Annotated in this window: 23 protein-coding genes; 9 read left to right on the top strand and 14 right to left on the bottom strand. The window is 70.7% G+C overall.

The window, feature by feature from the left end:
* Positions 1–488 precede the first annotated feature (488 nt).
* Positions 489–1,820, bottom strand: coding sequence for a GGDEF domain-containing protein (locus ASF27_RS10040; RefSeq protein WP_056359664.1), 1,332 nt, complete (start codon positions 1,818–1,820; stop codon positions 489–491).
* Positions 1,821–2,173: 353 nt separating this feature from the next.
* Here ASF27_RS10040 and ASF27_RS10035 point away from each other — a divergent pair, with 353 nt between their 5' ends.
* The 4 genes from ASF27_RS10035 (at position 2,174) to ASF27_RS10020 (ending at position 5,318) form a co-directional block, all read left to right on the top strand.
* Positions 2,174–2,899, top strand: coding sequence for an OmpW family outer membrane protein (locus ASF27_RS10035; RefSeq protein WP_056359661.1), 726 nt, complete (start codon positions 2,174–2,176; stop codon positions 2,897–2,899).
* 96 nt (positions 2,900–2,995) lie between these two features.
* Positions 2,996–4,327: an aspartate aminotransferase family protein gene (locus ASF27_RS10030; protein WP_056359658.1), complete on the top strand. Its 1,332-nt coding sequence runs from the start codon at positions 2,996–2,998 to the stop codon at positions 4,325–4,327.
* Between the two features lie 153 nt (positions 4,328–4,480).
* Positions 4,481–4,804, top strand: coding sequence for a hypothetical protein (locus ASF27_RS10025; protein ID WP_156398846.1), 324 nt, complete (start codon positions 4,481–4,483; stop codon positions 4,802–4,804).
* Positions 4,805–4,943: 139 nt separating this feature from the next.
* Positions 4,944–5,318 carry a YciI family protein gene (locus tag ASF27_RS10020; RefSeq protein ID WP_056170483.1) on the top strand — a complete coding sequence of 125 codons (375 nt, stop codon included), beginning with the start codon at positions 4,944–4,946 and terminating at the stop codon, positions 5,316–5,318.
* Between the two features lie 42 nt (positions 5,319–5,360).
* Here the strand turns inward: ASF27_RS10020 and ASF27_RS10015 are convergent, their stop codons facing one another.
* The 3 genes from ASF27_RS10015 to ASF27_RS23075 form a co-directional block, all read right to left on the bottom strand.
* Positions 5,361–5,711 (bottom strand): 4-fold beta flower protein, encoded by a 351-nt coding sequence (locus ASF27_RS10015; RefSeq protein ID WP_056170479.1) that lies wholly within the window; start codon positions 5,709–5,711, stop codon positions 5,361–5,363.
* A 117-nt stretch (positions 5,712–5,828) separates the two neighbouring features.
* On the bottom strand, positions 5,829–6,356 hold the full coding sequence (locus ASF27_RS10010) for a prepilin peptidase (protein ID WP_056359655.1): 528 nt from the start codon (positions 6,354–6,356) through the stop codon (positions 5,829–5,831).
* A gap of 6 nt (positions 6,357–6,362) precedes the next feature.
* The gene (locus ASF27_RS23075; RefSeq protein ID WP_244480963.1) at positions 6,363–7,364 is read right to left on the bottom strand and encodes a hypothetical protein; all 1,002 of its coding nucleotides are present in this window, start codon (positions 7,362–7,364) and stop codon (positions 6,363–6,365) included.
* A gap of 164 nt (positions 7,365–7,528) precedes the next feature.
* On the opposite strand from ASF27_RS23075, the gene gspG reads away from it, so the two are divergent.
* The gene (gene gspG / locus ASF27_RS10000; protein WP_056170473.1) at positions 7,529–7,975 is read left to right on the top strand and encodes a type II secretion system major pseudopilin GspG; all 447 of its coding nucleotides are present in this window, start codon (positions 7,529–7,531) and stop codon (positions 7,973–7,975) included.
* Positions 7,976–8,052: 77 nt separating this feature from the next.
* On the opposite strand, the gene ASF27_RS09995 is transcribed toward gspG, so the two are convergent.
* Positions 8,053–8,340: a hypothetical protein gene (locus tag ASF27_RS09995; protein WP_056304545.1), complete on the bottom strand. Its 288-nt coding sequence runs from the start codon at positions 8,338–8,340 to the stop codon at positions 8,053–8,055.
* A gap of 169 nt (positions 8,341–8,509) precedes the next feature.
* On the opposite strand from ASF27_RS09995, the gene ASF27_RS09990 reads away from it, so the two are divergent.
* Positions 8,510–8,812: a hypothetical protein gene (locus ASF27_RS09990; RefSeq protein WP_056359653.1), complete on the top strand. Its 303-nt coding sequence runs from the start codon at positions 8,510–8,512 to the stop codon at positions 8,810–8,812.
* Between the two features lie 102 nt (positions 8,813–8,914).
* Here the strand turns inward: ASF27_RS09990 and ASF27_RS09985 are convergent, their stop codons facing one another.
* The 4 genes from ASF27_RS09985 to ASF27_RS09970 form a co-directional block, all read right to left on the bottom strand.
* Positions 8,915–9,988, bottom strand: a complete 1,074-nt coding sequence (locus ASF27_RS09985; RefSeq protein ID WP_056359651.1) for a tartrate dehydrogenase — start codon at positions 9,986–9,988, stop codon at positions 8,915–8,917.
* A gap of 76 nt (positions 9,989–10,064) precedes the next feature.
* Entirely contained in the window at positions 10,065–10,463 is a 399-nt protein-coding gene (locus ASF27_RS09980) for a VOC family protein (protein WP_056359649.1), read from the bottom strand.
* Positions 10,464–10,859: 396 nt separating this feature from the next.
* A complete protein-coding gene (locus tag ASF27_RS09975) occupies positions 10,860–11,669 on the bottom strand; it encodes a hypothetical protein (RefSeq protein WP_210166267.1) in 810 nt (269 codons plus the stop codon).
* A gap of 365 nt (positions 11,670–12,034) precedes the next feature.
* Complete coding sequence (locus tag ASF27_RS09970; RefSeq protein WP_056359644.1) at positions 12,035–14,194, bottom strand: S9 family peptidase; 2,160 nt, start codon at positions 14,192–14,194, stop codon at positions 12,035–12,037.
* Between the two features lie 562 nt (positions 14,195–14,756).
* Between ASF27_RS09970 and ASF27_RS09965 the strand changes: the two genes are divergently transcribed.
* The gene (locus ASF27_RS09965; protein WP_056359642.1) at positions 14,757–15,191 is read left to right on the top strand and encodes a MucR family transcriptional regulator; all 435 of its coding nucleotides are present in this window, start codon (positions 14,757–14,759) and stop codon (positions 15,189–15,191) included.
* 252 nt (positions 15,192–15,443) lie between these two features.
* Entirely contained in the window at positions 15,444–16,277 is an 834-nt protein-coding gene (locus ASF27_RS09960; RefSeq protein ID WP_056359639.1) for a DUF6456 domain-containing protein, read from the top strand.
* A gap of 40 nt (positions 16,278–16,317) precedes the next feature.
* Here the strand turns inward: ASF27_RS09960 and ASF27_RS09955 are convergent, their stop codons facing one another.
* From ASF27_RS09955 to ASF27_RS09935, 5 genes are all read right to left on the bottom strand, one after another.
* Complete coding sequence (locus ASF27_RS09955; protein WP_056260797.1) at positions 16,318–16,743, bottom strand: SufE family protein; 426 nt, start codon at positions 16,741–16,743, stop codon at positions 16,318–16,320.
* A 114-nt stretch (positions 16,744–16,857) separates the two neighbouring features.
* Positions 16,858–17,211 carry a hypothetical protein gene (locus tag ASF27_RS09950; RefSeq protein WP_056170438.1) on the bottom strand — a complete coding sequence of 118 codons (354 nt, stop codon included), beginning with the start codon at positions 17,209–17,211 and terminating at the stop codon, positions 16,858–16,860.
* A gap of 168 nt (positions 17,212–17,379) precedes the next feature.
* On the bottom strand, positions 17,380–18,513 hold the full coding sequence (gene modC, locus ASF27_RS09945) for a molybdenum ABC transporter ATP-binding protein (RefSeq protein ID WP_056359635.1): 1,134 nt from the start codon (positions 18,511–18,513) through the stop codon (positions 17,380–17,382).
* Positions 18,510–19,220: a molybdate ABC transporter permease subunit gene (modB, locus tag ASF27_RS09940; protein ID WP_244472973.1), complete on the bottom strand. Its 711-nt coding sequence runs from the start codon at positions 19,218–19,220 to the stop codon at positions 18,510–18,512. The genes modC and modB overlap by 4 nt, the downstream gene beginning before the upstream one ends.
* A 167-nt stretch (positions 19,221–19,387) precedes the next feature.
* Positions 19,388–19,552, bottom strand: a complete 165-nt coding sequence (locus ASF27_RS09935) for a hypothetical protein (protein ID WP_244476621.1) — start codon at positions 19,550–19,552, stop codon at positions 19,388–19,390.
* 169 nt (positions 19,553–19,721) lie between these two features.
* Between ASF27_RS09935 and ASF27_RS09930 the strand changes: the two genes are divergently transcribed.
* Positions 19,722–20,657 (top strand): 50S ribosomal protein L11 methyltransferase, encoded by a 936-nt coding sequence (locus tag ASF27_RS09930; RefSeq protein ID WP_056260793.1) that lies wholly within the window; start codon positions 19,722–19,724, stop codon positions 20,655–20,657.
* Positions 20,658–20,669: the final 12 nt, after the last annotated feature.

The following is a 20,669-nucleotide window of genomic DNA, read 5'->3' as shown; positions in this document are numbered from 1 at the left end:
GCCATGACCCCGCGGGAGGCGCCGGCCTCCGCTGCGCCACGGGGCGCCCCTGCCCCCGGCGAAGCCTCGCCTAGGGCATTGGCGCCGGCGCTGCGGCCGTCCGGTGAGGGAGAAGGGGCACCAGTCGCCCGGATGGTCCGGGGCACCGGTCTGTCGAGGCTCACGTCTCGTGCTCCGTGCGGGGGGCACCCCGTCCCGCTCCGGGGCAAGGGGCGGGTGGGGGCGAGCGGGAACTGCAAGTGCCGCGCCGGCTACCCATGCCCTCCCGACGCCACATGCGGCGTCGGCCACCCATGCCCTCCCGACGCCACATGCGGCGCCGGCCGCGACGGGCGGGCCCCGCCCGGTGTCGTGTGGGCGGTCTGCGGTCTTGCGTCTCGGAACCCGCTTCACGTCGAGGACCTCGGCGAGGGGAAGCGCCGGCCGGCCGACGCGGACCCGCTCTGCGCCCGCAACGGTTTCCGAACCCCTTCCCGGCGGGGAAAGGCTCACGCCGGGTGGGGTTCGGCGAGGACGCTATCCGCGCGCCGCCTGAGGGCGCCCGGCGGGGGCACGTCCTGGGCTGCGGCCCCGTGCTGCGTGGTGTCCGGTGTTGTGGCGTCTCGGGATATGGCGTCTCGGGATAGGGCGTCTCGGGATAGGGCGTCCTGGGACGAGGCATCCGGCGGGGACGAGCCGGCGCAGATCCGGTTGCGGCCCTGGGTCTTGGCCTCGTACAGGGCGGCGTCGGCCGTCTTTGTGGCGCGCTCGAAGCTGTCGTCGCCGAGATTCAGGGTGGCGGTGCCGATGCTCACCGTGACCGGGAGGGGGCCGCTGCGGAGGGGGAACGGCTGATCGGCGATGCTCGCCCGCAGGCGCTCGGCGATGGCGGCGAGTTCCTGTGGGGTGACCCCGGGCAGCACGGCCAGGAATTCCTCGCCGCCCCAGCGGGTCACGATGTCGGTCGCCCGCAAGGTGCTTCGCACCCGCTTCGCGAAGGCGGTGAGGACGAGGTCGCCGCTCTCGTGGCCGTAACGATCGTTGATGGCCTTGAAGTGGTCGATGTCGGCGATGAGGAGGCCGGCCGGCGACCGCCCGTCGAGGGACGCGACGCGGCGCTGCAGGGCCTGCTGCAGGCCGCGACGATTGTAGAGGCCCGTGAGCGGGTCGGTCTCGGCGAGGCGGAGGAGATTGCGGTTGGCCCGCTCCGCCGCCATGGCGACGAAGCCGAAATAGACGAAGACCCCGGTGATCTGATCGAGGATGAGGGAGCCGCGGGCGCTCTCCGCCGAGGCCATCGGCATGTCGGTGCCGAGCAGCATCGCGATGGAGAGCAGGAAGGCCAGGGTGTAGCAGGCGAAGGCCAGAGTCTCGATGTACTGCGACCACAGCCGTGCCATTCCGGCCGTCCGGCGCACGGTTTCGTGGAGCGACAGGAGCGCCACGACGAGGCAGGAGGCGAAGACGCCGGTCAGCGCCAGCCGGCCGGAGAGGCCGGCGGCGAGGATGGCCGGATAGACCAGGCCCGGCAGGGCGCAGAGGAGGACGCCGAGGCCGATGTTCACCGGCCGGCCGAAGAAGCTGCGAAACCCCGTCCAGGCGAGGACGAGGCTTCCGCCGTAGAGCCAGTACACCACCATCGTGACGGGAACCGACGGCAGGGTCTCGGGTGGAACGCCCATCATGACGAACGACCCGGCCATCGACGCGCCCATGGCCCCCATCCACTGCCACAGATAGGTCTGCCCACGTTGGCTGAGCGCCATGACGAGGAAGACGATCACGTAGGCGCATCGACTTGCGGCGCTGGCGAAATGCAGTGTGGCAAGGTCGAGCAACATGACGCACGGTTCTCTTGAGCGACCTGCTCCGACGGATACCTGGTGAACCCGGCGCCCGTCGCCTTGCCCCCAAGAAAGATCTCGAACTCGATCGGCCGCTACGCTGGAGAAAGCGAAAACTGGATTTCTCTCTGTTCGACTGAGTTTGCACGCGAAACTCTAATGAATTCCTAGTCGGACGATTCAGAGATCAGCTCTGAATCTAGTCATGCAAGTCAGGGTTTCGAAAGTTTCCCGTCATAGGACTTTTGCTGGGCGCGCATCGCGAGACTGCGCCCCCGGAACGGCCGGGTCCCGCCCGTTCCGGTGACCGCCGGACTCCCCCTGCGGAATGGACCCCCGAAAGCACGCCCATGTCGACGTTCGAGACCTCGTCCATCGCTCCCCTCGTCGGAGGCGGTCTCGTCGAGCCCGGTCTCTCGCGGGCCCGCGTCCTGTCCCTCGCGGCCGCCCTGTGCCTCGCAGGCACGGCGGTGCGCGGCGCCGAGCCGGCGGTGGAGCCCCTCCCGGCGGCGGTCGGCCTGCGGGCGGGGGACTGGCTCGTGCACGGCCGGATCATCGGCATGGTGCCGACCGAGCGGACTTCGCGCATCGAGGCCATCGGCGGCCGGATCGACACGCCCGCCGCCCTCCTGCCCGATGTCGACCTGTCCTATTTCCTGACCGATCACATCGCCGTCTCGGGGCAGGCCGGGGCGATCCGGACCAGGCCGATGATTCGGGATTCGCTCGTCGGCGACATCGCGATCGGATCGATCTGGAATGCGGCCGTCTCCGGCGTGGTGCGGTACCATTTCCTGCCGGGCGCGCGCTTCAATCCGTATCTCGGCGTCGGCGTCAGCGCGACAACGCCCGTCGCCGTCCGTCCGGCGGCGGGGATCCCGGCTTTCACGGTGCCGTCGCAGACGAGCCCGCTGCTCCAGGCCGGATTCGACCATCACCTCACCGGCAACTGGTTCGCGAACGTCATGGTCAAGTACGTCTTCGTGCCGCCCGTCGCGTACGAGATCGCCGGGGTCAAGGTGAAGACCGACCTGAACATGCTCGTCCTCGGTGCCGGGCTCGGCTACCGTTTCTGACGGGTGCCACGGCGCCGTCCTGGGGGAGGGCGGTGCAAAAGATCTTGTTCGCGGATGCGAACCCGGGTCATCTCGCTCCGACACGAGAGGACCAGCATGCCCGCCAGCGCGAACGCCCCCGAACTCGACGCCTACTGGATGCCGTTCACGGCCAACCGGCAGTTCAAGGCTGCGCCCCGCATGCTCGCGGCGGCGCAAGGCATGCACTACACGGCGACGGACGGACGCAGCGTCCTCGACGGGACGGCGGGCCTGTGGTGCGTCAACGCCGGTCACGGACGGCGCGAGATCGCCTCGGCCGTGGAGCGCCAGCTCACCACCCTCGACTTCGCGCCCTCGTTCCAGATGGGCCATCCCATCGCGTTCGACTTCGCGGAACGCCTCGCCGCCATCGCGCCGGGCGGGCCCGATGCGGGTCTCGACCGGGTGTTCTTCACGGGCTCGGGGTCGGAATCCGTCGACACCGCCCTGAAGATCGCCCTCGCCTACCAGCGCGCCATCGGCCAGGGCACCCGCACCCGGCTCATTGGACGCGAGCGCGGCTACCACGGCGTCGGCTTTGGCGGCATCTCGGTGGGCGGCCTCGTCAACAACCGCCGCGTCTTCCCCCTGCTGCCGGCTGTCGACCATCTGCGCCACACCCACGACCTCGACCGCAACGCCTTCACGCGGGGCCAGCCCGCGCACGGGGCGGAGCTCGCCGACGACCTCGAGCGCCTCGTGGCGCTGCACGGGGCCGAGACCATCGCGGCCTGCATCGTCGAGCCCCTGGCCGGCTCAACCGGCGTGCTGGTCCCGCCGCAGGGCTACCTCGAACGCCTGCGCGCGATCTGCACCCGCCACGGCATCCTGTTGATCTTCGACGAGGTCATCACCGGCTTCGGCCGCCTCGGCACGCCCTTCGCCACGGACTATTTCGGCGTGGTGCCGGACCTCGTCACCACCGCCAAGGGCCTCACGAACGGGGCGCTGCCCATGGGGGCGGTGTTCGCGAGCCGCACCGTCCACGACGCCCTGATGCACGGGCCGGAGGGCGCCATCGAGCTCTTCCACGGCTACACCTATTCGGGCCATCCGGCGGCGTGCGCGGCCGGAATCGCCACCCTCGACATCTACGCCCGCGAGGGTCTCCTCACCCGCGCCGCCAGCTTGAGCGAGACCTGGGCGGAGGCGGTGCACGGCTTGGCCAACGCGCGCCACGTCATCGACGTCCGCACCCTCGGCCTCGTCGCCGGCATCGAACTCGCGCCCCGCGACGGCGCGCCGGGGGCCAGGGCCTACGACGTCTTCGTCGATTGCTTCGCGCGCGGCCTGCTGGTGCGGGTCACCGGCGACATTGTCGCCCTGTCGCCGCCCCTCATCGTCGAGCCAGGGCAGATCGACACCATGGTGTCGATCCTCGGCGACGCCATCGCGCGGATGGCGTGAGGGTCCAGCTGGTCCGAGGGCCCCCGGGCCTCCCCGCCTGGGGGCCCCCCGAAAGCGGTAGGCCGCGCGTTTACCCTTCGGTAACCCCGTGGCGGGTGAATGGTGGCCGGGACCTGCCGCCTCGGGCAGTCTTCCCGACTGCCGGAGGCGCCGATGTTCCCCTTGATGTTCGTAGCCATCGCGGCGGGGCTCGGCACGGCCGCCGCCGTGGCGCCCACCAGCATAGCGCTCGCCGTGGTGTCCGCCCCCTTCGGCGGCAGCTTCGCCGCTCTCGCGGCCGCCCTCTATCTCGCCCGCCGCAACGCTGCCGCGGCGGCGCGCGCGGCCGCGCCGCCGGATCTCCACGACCGCACCGACGCCATGGTGGCGGCCCTGCGCAGCCTGGAGGTGCACGACCGCGCCCGGGAGGCCGCCGGCCGGTCCGCTTCGGGAACGCCCCGCGTCGGCAGGCCCGCCGCCGGCCGCAACGTCGCCTGAGCCCGCGGGCGCGATTCGCCGGGCCCGCCGACGCCCCTCGGCCCGGCCGCCCCGTCTCCGCCCAAAGGCGGCTTTCGCTTTTCGCACCCGCGGCCTAACCTCGCGGGAGACGGACCGGCCCGTCTACGGGGAGCGATCGATGCGCGTGATGATCCTGGTCAAGGCGACGGCCGACAGCGAGGCGGGCACCATGCCGTCCCTGGAGCTGCTCGAAGCCATGGGCCGGTTCAACGTGGAGCTCATGCAGGCCGGCATCCTGCTCTCGGGCGAGGGCCTGCACCCGTCCGCGCGCGGGCGGCGGGTGGTCTTCGACGGGCCCGACCGCACGGTCACCGAGGGGCCGTTCGCCGACACCGAGAGTCTCGTCGCCGGGTTCTGGATCTGGAACGTCGCCAGCCTCGACGAGGCCGTGGCCTGGGTCCGACGCTGCCCCAATCCGATGCCCGGCCCGAGCACCATCGAGATCCGGCCGCTGTTCGAGGAGGCGGATTTCGCCGCCGCCGCAACGGCGTGATGGTTTAGACCCCGTGACGGTTCGGGGCGTGGGCCGGGCGGGTCAGATCAGGTCGGCGAAGGCGTGGCGGGACCACGCCGCCGAGGGGGCCGGCCGCGTCGGCATCCGCACGGGGATGCCGCGCGCCGGGTTCGCGCGGCGCGGTCCGGCGGCCGTCTTGGTCCGGCGCTTGGGTTTGGCCGGTCCACCCACGGCGTCGAACTCGAACAGCAGCCGCTCGCCGTGTTCGTCCCAGATCCATCCGTCTCGGGCCAGACCGATGGAGCGGCCGGAATAGGCGAACACCTCGTCCGCATCGATGAACGCCGCCGGCGTGCCGTTCCAGAGATAGATCGACTGACCGTCGCGACAGAACGCGGTCTCGCGACCCTCACGGTCGAACAACTCGATCATTCGGCAATCCTCATCCTGGCTCCGTCATGCGCCTCCGGGCGCCGGGACTGGATGACCGTGCGTGTCAGCCTGACGGCTCGGGCGGCCTTTGACAACCGGCGCCCCGGCCGGTCCCCGTCAGGGCAGGGCCTCGAACGCCTGCATCAGCAGGGCCGCATGGAGGCCGACGGCGAGGAACGGGCCGAAGGGCAACCGGGTCGCCCCGTCGATGGACCGGCCGCGCAGGGCCGCGACGGCCAGGACGGCGAGGGCCAGGACGCTCGCCGCGAGGATCATCGCGGGCAGGCCGGCAAGGCCGGTCCAGGCAGCGCCCGCGGCGATGAACTTCACGTCGCCGAGGCCGAGGCCGACGCGGCCGCGGAGACGCGCATGCGCGGCGCGCACGGCCCACAGGACGGCGAAGGCGAGGCCCGCCGTCGCGAGGCCCTGCGCCAGGGCCGAGACGACCGCCGAGGAAACCGCCCAGGAAACCGCCGACGAGTTGCCATCCAGCGCCCGCCCCGCCGTCACGGCGAGGCCGAGGCCCAGCAGGGCGAGGTTGAGACGGTTCGGGATGATGCGCCGGCGCCCGTCGATCACCGCCACCGCCACGGTGATCGGCAGCGGCAGCAGGGCCACGATCAGCGGCGTGTCGAAGGGGACCACGCGGCGTCAGGCCGCCGTGGCCGGGGACCGGCCGACGGTGACGAACTGGCCGGGGGGAATGCGCGGTGCCGCCGCCCGCTCGGGAATTCGACGCTTGGGAGCGCCGCCTTGTGAAAGGGACGGGCCTTGCGAAAGAGACGGGCCTTGCGAAAGGGACGGGCCTTGCGAAAGAGACGGGCCTTGCGAGACGGATGGGGCTTGCGAGAAGCGCGAGGCTTGCGGAGGAACGGCGTCCTGCACCGTGGCGAGGGGATCGGCCTCGGGTTCGAGGATCTCCAGGAAGGCGGCGCGGCGGCCCGGCCGGCACAGCTTCTTCCACAGGAGGCCCGCGCCGAGGGAGGCGGCGACGGCGGCGGCGAGCCAGAGCGCGATGAGGAGGCCGAAGGCGACCCCAGCGTTCAGTTCCCGCATGAGGCCGAGGACGAAGGCGGTGTACCACGACACCCCCGAGACCGCCCCCGAGACCAGGAACACGGCGGTGCGGCCCCGGGAGACGCCGTGCAGCATCGGCCGGCGCACGTCGCGCAGGACGCCCGGCAGCACGAGGGCGTGGATCATCAGGCCGTTGACGGTCAGCACGCTCACCACCACCACCTTGGCCCAGAGCTTGGGGTTCTCGAGCTTCTCCGGCGCCTCCAGGGCGTAGAGGGCGAGGAAGCCGAGCCCCGACAGCCACAGCAGGCCGATCCCGACCGCCACCACCTTGCTGATGAAGTGGAAGGTGCGCTCGATCTCGGCCGGCATTCCACCCCAGCGCATCCAGCGCAGGATCCAGAAATCCAGCATGGTCGCGCCGCCGAGGCCGAAGCAGAGCCCCATGAGGTGCAGGCCGACGAGGAGGGTGAGGAGCCGCACGTGCGGAAGCGGCTCGGGCAGGGGAATCCTGAGCGGTAGCGGGATGACGAGGGCGTCCGCCAGGGCCGGCCCGCAGACCGTGAGGCAGACCGCTCCGGTGCAGGCCCCCACGAGGGCACGGATCGCCACGGGGCGCCCCTGATCCGTCCGCATCCGCACTGGAAGTCCTCCCGGCCCGCCGGAGACGACTCGTCCGCCGCCCATCTCTCATCGGGGACGATAACGGGAAAACTTAAGCAATCGGTATCCGTGTCGATCAGCAGAGTCTTCATGAAGTTCCGGCAGATTGAGCCTATAGCTTCAAGGGTGCTGGGACGATGGAAGTACAGATGCAATCGATCCGCGACGACGGGGAGCCCAACCCCGGGGAAGCCGGCTTCTCCCTCGTCGAGCTCCTGGTCGTCCTGGCGATCATCGGAATGATCGCCACGATGGTGACCCCACAGGTGTTGGGCTACCTCGGCCGCGCCAAGGGTGAAACCGCGCGGATCCAGATCAAGAACATCGGCCAGGCCCTGGAACTCTACTTCCTCGACCTCGGCACCTATCCGACGACGAACGAAGGCCTGTCCGCCCTCGTGGCGCCACCCGCCGGCAGCGTCGCTTGGCGCGGGCCCTACGTGCGGGACGCCAAGGGCCTGACCGACCCGTGGGGCCAGCCCTACCTCTACCGCTCCCCCGGCCTCGGCAACGCCCCCTTCGAGGTCACGGCGCGCAGCCTCGCCGGCCTGTCGGGCGAAGCCAACGCCGTCGCGGCCCGCTGAGCGGGGCTTCGCGGTGCGCCGGGCGGGGCGCCGCGGCCCATTGGGCGGCGCGTCGCGGCCCGCTGGGCGGGGCCCCCCTACCGGCGGGGCTTCTGCATCTTCACCACGGTGTTCTTCGGCTTGCCGAACGGCTTCAGGGGCGCCTTGGCCTCCAGGGCGGCCCGGGCCAGGGCCTGGGGCTGGGGCGCACCGGCGACGATGCGCCGGAGCGCGTCGGCCATCTCCTCGAGGGTCTGGGCCGCCTCGCCCTCCAGGGTCTCCTCGGGCCGGATGCCGTTGAGCTCGGGAGCGATCTCCTCGGCCGCCTCGCGCAGCTCCTCGATGAGTTCGGCGGCGGAATAGCGCGGGGGTGGGGACGTGGCCATGGCGCGACCATGCCAGCCCCGCGCCGGCCCGACAACTGGCCTCCGGACCCGAGGATCCTCGGAACCCGCGTCCACCGCACCTGGGTCCACCGGGTTCCGGCGGCGGCCCGTGAACTCTCGGGTGTCTCGGCTGTTGCGTGACCACCCGCCACCGAACGAACGGCCTTCCATGACCCGCCTCGCCCTCACCGCCGCCCTCGCGGCGATTCTCGCGGCCAGCCCCGCCTTGGCCCAGCCCGTGGCCCCGACGGGCGGCGCCGGCAACACAGGCGTGATGACGCCGGCCCTGGAGCCCGACGCGGGGATGCAGGCGAAGGACCGCCCCCTGCGCCCCGCCCCGAACGTCGTCGGCAATCCGAGCCCGGCCTCGGTTCCGGGCAGCACCCCCGGCGTCAACGTCGGCGGCACCCCGACGAGCGGCCCGCCCGGCACCGGCGGCGCGTCCGGCGGCCCCTCCCTCGGCAACCGCTAGGACCTCGTCCCGGATCGCGCATCCGGGACGGCGGTTCAGGGGGCCGCCGATGCCTCGCCTTCGACCGAGGCGCCGACATCCCCCGTTCGGGGCCTCGGCGCCTCAGCCGAGGGCGTCGGCGACGGCCTTGCCGCAGGCCTCCGTGGTCGCCCGGCCGCCGAGGTCGCGCGTCCTGAGCGCCGGTTCGACGAGGACCCGCTCGATGGCCGAGACGATCTCGGCCGCGGCCGCCGTCTCGCCGAGGTGCTCGAGCATCATCGCGCCCGACCAGATCTGCCCGATGGGGTTGGCGACGCCCTGGCCGAAGATGTCGGGCGCCGAACCATGCACCGGCTCGAACAGGGACGGCTGGCTCCGGTCGGGGTTGATGTTACCCGACGGCGCGATGCCGATGGTGCCGGTGCAGGCGGGCCCGAGGTCCGACAGGATGTCGCCGAACAGGTTCGAGGCCACCACCACGTCGAAGCGGTCCGGGTTCAGCACGAAATGCGCCGCCAGGATGTCGATGTGGTACTGGTCCCAGCGCACGTCCGGATAGTGTCCCGCCATGGCCCGGACGCGCTCGTCCCAGTACGGCATGGTGATGGAGATGCCGTTCGACTTCGTCGCCGAGGTGAGATGCTTCTTCGGCCGCGTCTGGGCGAGATCGAAGGCGTAGCGCAGGATGCGGTCGACCCCGTGGCGGGTCATGATCGTTTCCTGGATGGCGAATTCCCGGTCGGTGTCGGCGAACATGCGCCCGCCTGCATTGGAATACTCGCCCTCGGTGTTCTCGCGCACGACGTAGAAGTCGATGTCGCCGGGCTTGCGGCCGACGAGGGGGCACGGCACCCCCGGCATCAGGCGGGCCGGGCGCAGGCTGACATACTGGTCGAAGGTCCGCCGGAACTGAATCAGCGAGCCCCAGAGCGAGATGTAGTCGGGCACCCGCGCGGGCATGCCGACGGCGCCGAAGAAGATCGCCCGGTGACCGGAGATCCGGTCCTTCCAATCCTCGGGCATCATCCGCCCGTGCTTATCGTAGTAATCGCACGAGGCGAAATCGAACCAGTCGAGGTCGAGGGTGAAGCCGTGGCGCCGGGCCGCCGCCTCGAGGACGCGCACGCCCTCGGGAACGACCTCGTTGCCGATGCCGTCCCCGGGCACGACGGCGATGCGATAGCGGCGGTTGGTCATGGGTGCGGGTCTCCCTGGCAGGCGGGCCGCACGATAGGACGGCGGGGCGGTGCCTTGCCAGAGCGCGGCGGCCCGGTCAGTTCGGGTCCGAACGCTGCAGGAACTCGATGCGGACCGCGTCCGGCCCTTCGATGAAGACGACCCGCAGACCCGGACGCACGTCGGTGATGCCGGACACGATGGTGACGCCCCGGCGGCGGAGCTCGGCGTAGGTCGCGTCGATGTCGAGGACGCCGAGGCCGATGTGCTCGATGCCGAGATGCGGCGCCGGCGCGGCGGGGGGCAGTCCCTCCGGCGCCTGTTCGATGAACAGGGTCAGGCCGCCGAGGTCGAGGATCACCCGGCTCACCGGGCTACCCTCGCGCCCGACTTCGCGGGCTCCGAGCTTGTCGACGTAGAATGCGCCGGCCGCGGTGGCATCGCGGCTGCGCAGGTGGAGGTGGTCGCAGTGGAGGCGGGTCGTCAGGGCCGTCATTCTCATCTCCCTCATCTCCGGGGATCGGGCGTCACCCGATGGGCAGGGGCCGCGGGCGTCAAATCCAGGCGCTAAGCCAGAGCCTGGGGATGGGGCGGCACCGCTCCTAAACGCAACCGGCGCGACGCCCCGAAGACCAACGGCAAGACCGAGCGCGTCGTCCAGACGTTCCTGCGCGAAACCGGCCTATGCCCATGCCCACGACACGTCCGATCAACGCGGAGACGAACGCTCGGCCTTCTACTCCAGGTACAACTGGCCGCGGCCTCACGGGGGCATCGACCACCAAGCCCCCATCGGCCGACTCGGATTATCCGAGGGCGACCTGCCGATGCTCCATACCAAGCCGCGCCGCGCGCGGCCGAAGCCCAATCGGGAGGCGTAGCCTCAGGCCGCTCAGGCCGCCTTCGGCCGTTCGCCTGCGGGCGCGTCCTTGAAGGCGACTCCGATGAACTCGTTGTCGATAGTCAGGCGACGCCCGACCCGGCCGCCTGGTGTACGGATTTTGTGATCGTGAATGTGGACGCCGAAGATGTGATCGATCCACTTGGCGTTCTTGCAGAGGCGGCGTGCGCGCAGCATCGTCCAGGGCGCGATTTTGCGCAGCTCGTTCTCCGTGTTGAATTCGTTGACCGCAAGGGCCTCCCCCACCCAGGGGTTGACCGTGATGTCGCCGACGTCGTCGAGGTAGATCGGCAGAAGGGGGAGGTATTTATCGGGTGAGCCGCGGAAGATTTCCAGGGCTTGCTTGGCAGAAGAATAGTAATCCACGTCGATGGACGCGAACCCGATCGGCGCATCCGCCGTCACGGTCTCGAGGAAGCGGGGCAGGGTCTCGGCGATGTCGCCGATGATCAGCTCGCAATTGATCGGGAGGTTGTTCCGCAGGCGCTCGACGTCCATGGGGAAGTCACCGGCCTGATAGATCTCCGGCAGGTCGCGGTAGTCGATAGGCGGCGGCATTCCGGTGCCGGTGTCGAAGCCGACGACGCGGAACGTGATGCCGGTGGCCTTCGTCACGTTCTCGGCGATCCGGCAGATGTTGAGAAGCCCCGCCCCGGACGCCACGCCGAATTCGAGGATGGTCAGGCGTGTATAGCCCCATTCGCGCGCGAGGTCGGCGGCGCGCAGGATCGGGAAGGCGTATTGCGGCCGGATCACCAGATCGAAGTCGACCTTCCGACGAAAGCTTCCAAACAACGCCACGAACGCCGCAGCGATGTTTACGTGAAGGGGTTCGGTGAGCCGTTCCGCAAGGACGCGCTCGAACTTTCCGGGACTGAAGATACGCCGGACCAACGGATTCAACATGTGAAACCCTACGCCAAAAGATCTTTTCCAGCATCGGACATAAGTGACCTCTCCATGTTCCCGCAAGATTAACGCTGCGCGAAAGCTTGATTATCAACAAAAACAAAGCTGCTTGACTGTTTGCCAATGTTTTCATGGTAAAGAGCGTCGAAGAGGCCGTGGAATTGAGATTCCACGGCTGTATCTGTCGCGCGGGGGCTCCTGTCCGACGTACCGAGGACACGCCGCCGGGACAGGCGCCCGCCACGGCGGAGCGTGTCCTACGCCTGCGCCCGGCCCACCGCCATCAGGGCGAAGGCGTAGATCAGGCCGACCTCCTCCAGGCGGTCGAAGCGGCCGGCCGCACCGCCGTGGCCCGCCTCCATGTTGATGCGCAGGAGCACCGGGCCGCCGCCCGTCATGGTGGCCCGCAGGCGCGCGACCCATTTGGCCGGCTCCCAGTAGGTCACGCGCGGGTCGGTGAGGCCGCCGAGCGCCAGGATCGCCGGATAGGCTTTCGCCGCCACGTTGTCGTAGGGCGAGTAGGACAGGATGGTCTCGAAGGCGGCGAGGCTGTCGGCCGGGTTGCCCCATTCGGGCCATTCCGGCGGGGTCAGGGGCAGGTCGCCGTCCAGCATGGTGTTGAGCACGTCGACGAAGGGCACGTCGGCGACGATTCCTGCGAACAGCTCCGGCGCCATGTTGGCCACCGCCCCCATGAGCATGCCGCCGGCCGATCCGCCATGGGCGACGATGTTGCCGGAGCGGGTGTAGCCCGCCTCGATCAGGGCCCGTCCGCATGCGACGAAGTCCGAGAAGGTGTTGGGCTTCTTGTCGCGCTTGCCGTCGAGGTACCAGTTCCAGCCCTTCTCGGTGCCGCCGCGCACGTGCGCGATGGCGTAGACGAAGCCGCGATCGACGAGGGACAGCAGGTTGGTGCGGAACGCCGCCGGCATCAGGGTGCCGTAGGAGCCGTAGCCGTAGAGCAGCAGGGGCGCCGATCCGTCGAGGACGAGGTCGCGCCGGTGCAGGAGCGAGACAGGCACGGTCTCGCCGTCCGGCGCCGTGGCGAACAGCCGGCGGGTGACGTAGTCCTCGGGCTTGTGGCCGCTCGGGATCGTCTGGCGCTTGCGCAGCTGCCGCGAGCGGGTGACGCAATCGTAGTCGTAGGTCTCGGCCGGCGTGGTCATCGACGAGTAGGTGAAGCGGATCACCGCCGTCTCGAACTCGTGACCGGGCTGCAGCCCGAGGGAATAGGCCTCCTCGGCGAAGGCCACCACGTGCTCGGAGCCCGCCATGTCGCGCACGACGATGCGGGGCCGGGCGTTCTCGATCTCCAACCGCACGATGTGCTCGGCGATGATGTGCTGGTGGCGGATCATCACGCCGGTCCGGTGCGGCACCACGTCGGTCCAGTTCTCGCGGCCGGGCGCCTCGATCCGGGCGGTGGCGATCTTGAAGTCCACCGCCCCGTCGGCGTTGGTGAGAATGAAGAGGTGAGGGCCCCAGTTCTCGACGGAATAGATGAGCAGGGGCGTGCGCGGCTGCACCAGCACGGGCGCCGCATCGGGGGCGCCCCGGTCGAGGAGGCGGACCTCCGAGGTCTCGTGGTCGCTCGCCGTGATGGCGAGGTGGTCGCCCGACTGGGTCTCCTCGATGTGGACGAAGAAGCCCGAATCCGGCTCCTCGTAGAGCAGCACGTCCTCGGCCTGCGGGGTGCCGAGGCGGTGGCGCAGGACCCGGGCCGGGCGGTGGTTGCTGTCGAGGGCGACGTAATGGAACGCGCTGCCGTCCTTGGTCCACACCACTTCGCCCGTGGTCGCCTCGATGCGGTCGGGGCCATCGAGGCCGGTGTCGAGGTCGCGCACCCGGATGGTGTGCAACTCCGAGCCGTTGGTGTCGGCGCTCCAGGCCAGCCGCGCGTGGTCGTCGGAATGGACAGCCGCCGCGATCTCGAAGAAGGCCAGACCCGCCCCCTCCCGGTCGCCGTCGAGGAGAATGACCTCGCCCTCCTCGGGGCCGCCCTCGGCGGCGGTCTCGGCGCCTTGCCCCGGGATCACCACCACGGTGCGGGGCCGCCGGCACACCAGGGGATGCTGGCCGCCGTCGCGGTGCCGGGTGTAGTAGGCGAACGGCCCGTCGGGCTCAGGCACGCCGCTGTCGTCCTCGCGGATCCGCCCGCGCATCTCGGCCACCAGGGTCTTTCGCAGGGCGGCGACGGGTTCCAGGGCGGCGTCCGCGTAGGCGTTCTCGGCTTTCAGGTAGGCGCCGATCTCGTCCGGCAGGGCAGCCGGGTCCTTGAGGACGGCGCGCCAGTTCTCCGCCTTGAGCCAGGCGTAATCGTCGGTAATCGTGCGGCCGTGGATCGTGAAGGCATGGGGCCGCGCTTCGGCCACCGGTGCCGCTGACGGAACTGTGATGGGAATACGGTCGGTTACCATGGCCAAAATCCTCGGATCGGGCTGGCGCGGCGCGGGGCGGGCATGCTTCGCATGATCGAACCGGCGTGCCCGCCACTCGTCACAGCCATGTGCAGCGCCGGGAGGGGGCCGGCAAGGGGCCTCCGACCGGGACGGAGCCCTGGACCGGGGACGATCGGAGCGGACGCGGGCTCGCGGGGGCAAGACGATTCACCGTTACGGCAAGCCGTTTCGTCGCCGCGATGAGCCCTCGCGGCTCCCGAGAATGAGCTGAAAAGTACATGATTGTACAGCTCAGGACATTGCGCGCCGTGTGCAGATGTGTCCGTGCAATTGTGTTCGATGAATTATTATTCAGTGCAACGGCGCGACGCAAGATGGTTTCGACTGCCTTGTCCTGCGCTGGAGGAATGATTAATTGCTTCCCGTCCCATGGCAGGGTGCGTCGCTATAGATTACACTCCTTCGGGAGGGCGGACGTTGATGCTGCAAACCATCATCAACCCATCGAGGCATTGGGCGCCAGACCGATCGGGCTTTTTCGTCCCGGGGGGATCTGTGCATTTAAGGAAACGCTAAGACTATGACTGAATTTGAAAATTCGGTGGATTACGTGGAACTGACGGTCGACATCGTTTCGGCCTACGTGAGCAACAACCCGGTTCCCCCGGCGGAGCTGGCCCAGCTCATCGGCCGGGTCCACGCCTCGCTGATCCAGATCGGCAGCGGCCAGGAGGAGCCGAAGGCTCCGTCCGCTCCGCAGCAGCCGGCGGTCTCCGTCAAGAAATCCGTGACGGCGGACCACATCATCTGCCTGGAAGACGGACGCGTGTTCAAGTCGCTCAAGCGTCACTTGCGCGCGAAGTACGACATGAGCCCCGAGCAGTATCGTGCGAAGTGGGGCCTGCCGCCGGACTATCCGATGGTCGCCCCGAACTACGCCAAGGCCCGGTCCGACCTCGCCAAGGCCATCGGCCTCGGCCAGACCCGCAACGGAAACTACGACGAAGCCGCCTGAGGGCGGTCCGGCATCGCACGAAGGTTTGCCGTCGAGGCGGCGACTTCGAGGCGATGCCTCGCACCGGGCGGAGCCACAGCATCCGCCCGGAGAATCATGTCCAGGCAATGGGAAATCGGGCTTGATCTAGGACTTATATCCTTTACCATGGGTTGCAGGGCGATGAGCTAGCCCGCGTTATTCGTGGAACAAATCATGAACAGAATTCGATCCGTTGCGTCGACTTCCCGCACTACGGTCCGTCCGGCCGGCTTGGCGCCGGTTCTCGGGCGCGACGCCAGGCGCCTCCTCGCGGCCCTGGCCGAAGAGGGCGCCTACGCGCTGCCCGATCCAATGGCGGACGGCGCCGGCACGGAGGGCGGGTTCATCGTGCGGGTGGGCGGAGCCGGCGTGTCCCTCGGGGCCGGGCGCTTTCCCGCCGCAGCCGGGGCGGCGCTCCTGTCCGCCGACCTCGCGGAACGGGCGGCCGGCCGCAACGCGCGCCTCACCCTCAGCCCGGCCGGGCTCGCCCGCCTGCGGCGCGAGCGGGCGGGCACCCATCCGCCCTACCTCGCCCAGCACCTCGACCTCGTCGGCGAGGGTGGCGCCCGGCAAGGCGCACGCGAAGGGCGTCCCTTACGCGACGCCGCCGAGAGCCCGCTGGCATGGATGGCCCGGCGCCGGGACCGGGACGGCGTGCCGCTCATCGACGCCGCCTGCTACGAGGCCGGCGAACGCCTGCGACGCGACCTGACCCGGGCGGTGATGATGCCGCGCATGGGGGCGGATTGGAGCGGGCCGAAGGTCGACGGCTCGGGGCCGCGCGATCCGTCGAGCGCCTCCGACGCCATGCTGGCGGCGCGCCAGCGCGTACGCACGGCCCTGGCCGCCGTGGGCAGCGACCTCTCGGGCCTACTCATCGACCTCTGCGGCTTCCTGAAAGGGCTGGAGCGCATCGAGGCCGAGCGGCGCTGGCCGGCGCGCTCGGCCAAGGTGGTGGCCCGCATCGCGCTGGCGCGTCTCGCCGAACATTACGGCTTCGAGCGCGAGGCCGTGGGGCCGGACCGGGGCCGGATGCGCCTGTGGCGGGACGCTGCGGCGCTCTGATTTTCCGCATCCGTTCGAACGGGCCCGGCCGATGCGACGCTCACGCCGCCAGGAGCCGGGCCGCGTCGTGATGGATGCGCTCGGCCATGGCGCGCACGCCGTTGGACCGCTTCGAGGTGAGGTGGGCGCCGAGCCCGATCTCCTTGAACACCCCGAACACGTCGACGGCGCCGATCTCCTGCGCCGTCTTGCCGTCGTGAAGGGCCATCACCAGGGCGATCAGCCCCTTGGTCACCGTGGAATCGCTGGTGCCGCGCAGGCTCAGCCGCGGTGGCTCCTGTGCCTCGTCCATGCGGGACGCCACCCAGACCTGGCTCTCGCAGCCGTGGACCCGGTTGTGCTCGGTGAGGAGATCCTCCGGAAACGGCGGCAGGGCGCGGCCGAGTTCGATGAGGTACTCGATCTGGTCCGGTCCCTCGTCCAGGATTCCGAAATTCTCGATGATGGTCTCGATGGGCGGCAGCATGGATGGGGGCGGTCTCGCGATCGGGCGGGGCTTCCTCCGATATAGGCCTCCCGCCGGCGGATGCGACCCCGAAGCGCCGCCCGCGTCGGGGATGCGCAGGGCTCGGGAGCCCCGTCAGGCCGTCCGGTCGAGGGGGCGCTCGGTGGTCGCGCGGGCGGCGGCCGCCTGCTCGGCGTAGGCGCGGGCCTTGAGGATCACCGGATCGGGCAGCTGGATCACCACGTCGCCCGATGCCGGATCGACCTCCTGATAGACCACCGTGCGGGTGTCCCGGTCGATGCGGACGCGGGCCTCGTTCGGCGTCACCGCCGCGTCCGGCTCCGGCCGGGGCGCGTCACGCTCCGGATTGCGGATGTCGACGCGCACGGCGGGCGCGAGGGGCTCCGGCGCGGCGACGGGGGCGACGGGGGCCGGACCCGCGCCCGGTCCCCGGAACGCCGGGGTCGCGGTGATGGTCGAGATCTGCATCGTTCGCCCCGCGCCTCCTTGGATGACAGGATACCAGTCCGAGAGACCAGTGAACGCGCGGGGCCTGAATCGAGTCTTAAGGAATCGTCCCCGCCCACCGGTCCGTGCGTGTGTCGTCAAGGGAGCGTTGCGGCCATCCATCGAATCTTAAGAATCGGGGCGGGCGTTTCAGATCTCCACCGGCGCGGTACTCCCGCCTGTACTCCCGCCGGTGCCGATGCCCTGGGGATCGAACGCGACGCTCTTCACCACGGCGAAGACCGGGCGGCCCGGCGTGAGCGCGAGGTCGCGCACGGAGGCCTGCGTGAGGCGGGCGGCCAGCGCCACGCCGCCGCACGCGAGTGTGACGCGCACGGCCCCGTCCCCGAGGGGCGCGAGATCCCGCACGGTCCCGGCGAGCACGTTGCGGGCGCTGAGGCCCACGGGGATCTCGATCGCCACCAGCACGTCGCGGGCCGGCACGAGGAGGCGCACCGCCGTGCCGACGGCGCGGTCGAGGCGGGGGACGCTCAAGGTTCCGACGGCACCGGAGAGCCGGGTGAGGCCCGAGGCGGAATCGTGCCCGGCCACCACCATGTCGAGGCGGCTGCCGCCCTGCGCGGCGTGCTCGGGGCCGAGTTCGCCGCTGCGCAGCAGGGTCTCGGCCGGGCCGGCGGCGGCGACGCGCCCGGCCTCCAGCACCACGAGGGTGTCGGCGAGGCGCGCCACCTCCGACACGGCGTGGCTGACATACACGATGGGCAGGCCGGCGGCGTCGCGCAGGCGCTCGATGAGGGGCAGTATCTCGGCCTTGCGGGCCGCGTCGAGGGCGGCGAGCGGCTCGTCCATGAGGAGCAGGCGCGGGCGCGACAGCAGCGCCCGGCCGATGGCGACGCGCTGGCCCTCGCCCCCTGACAGGCCGGCGGGGCGGCGGGCCAGGAGATGGCCGATGCCCAGCAGCCCGACCACGTCGTCGAAGCCGAGGCCGGGGCTCTCCGCGTCGCCGCGGGCGAAGAACCGCCGGCCGTAATCGAGGTTCTGGCGCACGCTGAGATGCGGCAGCAGCCGGGCTTCCTGGAACACCACGCCGATGCGGCGGCGATGGACGGGGATGGCGATGCCGCCTTGCGTGTCGAGGAGGGTCCGCCCGTCGACGACGATGCGGCCCCGGTCGGGCCGCGCGAGGCCCGCGAGGCAATCGATCACCGTGGTCTTGCCCGAGCCCGAGGGCCCGAACAGGGCGGTGAGGCCGGAGGGCGCCGTGAAGGCGACGTCGAGCCGGAAGGCGCCGCGCGCGAGGGCGGCCTCGAACCGGAGGCTCATCCGGCCCCCAGCCGGCGGGCGAGGCGCCGGGCCAGGAGTTCGGAGGCGAGGAGCGCCGCCATGGAGAGGGCCACGGAGACGAGGGTGAGGCGTAGCGCCCCGGCCTCGCCGCCCGGCACCTGGGTCAGGCTGTAGATGGCCGAGGGCAGGGTCTGGGTCTCGCCAGGGATGTTCGACACGAAGGTGATGGTGGCGCCGAACTCGCCCATGGCCTTGGCGAAGGCCAGCACCGCCCCGGCGAGCACGCCCGGGAGCGCGAGCGGCAGGGTCACGGTGCGGAACACCGCCCAGGGCGAGGCCCCCAGGGTCGCCGCCGCCTGCTCGACCCGCCGGTCCACGGCCTCGATGGACAGGCGCATGGCCCGCACCATGAGGGGGAACCCCATCACCGCGCAGGCGAGCGCCGCCCCGGTCCAACGGAACGACAGCACGATGCCGGCCTCGGCCAGCGCCGCCCCGAAGGTGCCGCGCCGGCCGAAGGCGAGGAGCAGGAGATAGCCCGTCACCACCGGCGGCAGGATCAGGGGCAGGTGCACGAGCCCGTCGAGGAGACTGCGCCCGGGAAAGCGTTTTCGCGCCAGCAGCCAGGCGACCGCCAGGCCGGGACCGAGGCTCGCCACCGTCGCCACCGCCGCCACTCGCAGGCTGAGGGCGATGGCGGTCCACTCGTCGGGCGTGAGGCCGAGGGCGAGGCCGGGAATGTCCAAGGCGCAGTCCGGGGTAAGGGCGCGGCGGATCGCGGATCGGTCGCCAAGCTACGCGGTTTAACGGGCGCTGCCCACGATGCGACCCATGGGCCCGCGCCGCCGGCGACGGCGCGCGCAACTTCAGGCGTCGGAGCTGGCGAACCCGGGCCAACCCTTCGAAGGCCGCCTCAGGACTGACGCTCGTCCTCGTCGCGCAGCGAGGTCTCGGAGCGATGCAGGCGGCTGAGGAGCACGAGCATGGGCCCCGGCACCGGCGCGGTCAGCGCCTCGGCGTCGAGAATCCCCGCGCGTCCGCGGGCGAGGCGCCTGCGGGACTTGGACATTTCCGCCATGACCACCGGCGTTCGCGCACCGGTTCTCTTGATTTTCATACGCACACGGGCACCCGCGATGATCGAAGCGACTCCGGGAAGCGAGGACAAACGCGGAACTTCCGCCCCCGTTCCGTAAGATTTTCGCGACAGTGGCGACGCATCGCCCGGGATGTTAGAGCCCTCGTCCATGCTCGAAGGCCTTCCCCCCCACCGCCCGACCCACGTGCTCCGGCTCCTCACGGACGAGGGGGCGGCCAAGGCGATGACCGACCTGCTGGGCGAGATGTTCGACCCGACGCAGACGGCGGTGGCCGCCTTCGAGGCGGAGGACGGCCGGACTTGGCGCCTGGAGGCGTATTTCGCCGACGCGCCCGACGAGGCGTGGGTCCGCGACCTCATCCGGCCCGTGGTCGGCGACCAGGCCGATGCGGCGACCTTCGAGACCATCGACCAGCAGGACTGGGTCCGTGCCTCCCTCGAGGGGCTCAACCCCGTGCGGGCCGGGCGCTTCCTCGTCCACGGCAGCCACGACCGCGACACCGTGCGGGTCAACGATCTCGCCATCGAGATCGAGGCGGCGCTGGCCTTCGGCACCGGCCACCACGGCACGACGCTGGGCTGCCTGCGAGCGCTGGCCGACGTGCTGAAGCGCGGCCGCCCGGCCCACGTCCTCGATGTCGGCACCGGCACCGGCATCCTGGCCTTCGCGGCGGCCAAAGCCCTGCACACCCCGGTCATCGCCGGCGACCTCGACCCCGAGGCGGTGACGACGGCCATCGGCAACGCCCGCCTCAACGGATTGGGCCCGACGCTCCGGCTCTACCAGGGCCCGGGCGTGCGCCACGCGCTCGCCGCCCGGCCGCGCCGGTTCGACGTGGTGTTCGCCAATATCCTGGCCCGCCCGCTGAAGGGCCTCGCGCCCTCGCTCACGGCGGTGGTGGCGGATCGCGGCGTGCTCATCCTCTCGGGCCTCATCGAGCGCGACGTGCCGGGCGTGCTCTCGACCTACCGCCACCGCGGTTTTCATCTCGCCCGCCACGGCCTCATTGAGGGCTGGGCCACCCTGGTGCTCAAGCGCGGCGGCGCCGCACCCCGGCCCCTGCGCGGATGGTTGCCGCACTGAACCGCCCGGCGT

The sequence above is a fragment of the Methylobacterium sp. Leaf102 genome (assembly GCF_001422425.1).
Lineage (GTDB): Bacteria > Pseudomonadota > Alphaproteobacteria > Rhizobiales > Beijerinckiaceae > Methylobacterium.
The sequence above is the reverse complement of the archived record's forward strand: the minus strand, read 5'-3'. Positions and strand labels throughout refer to the sequence as shown.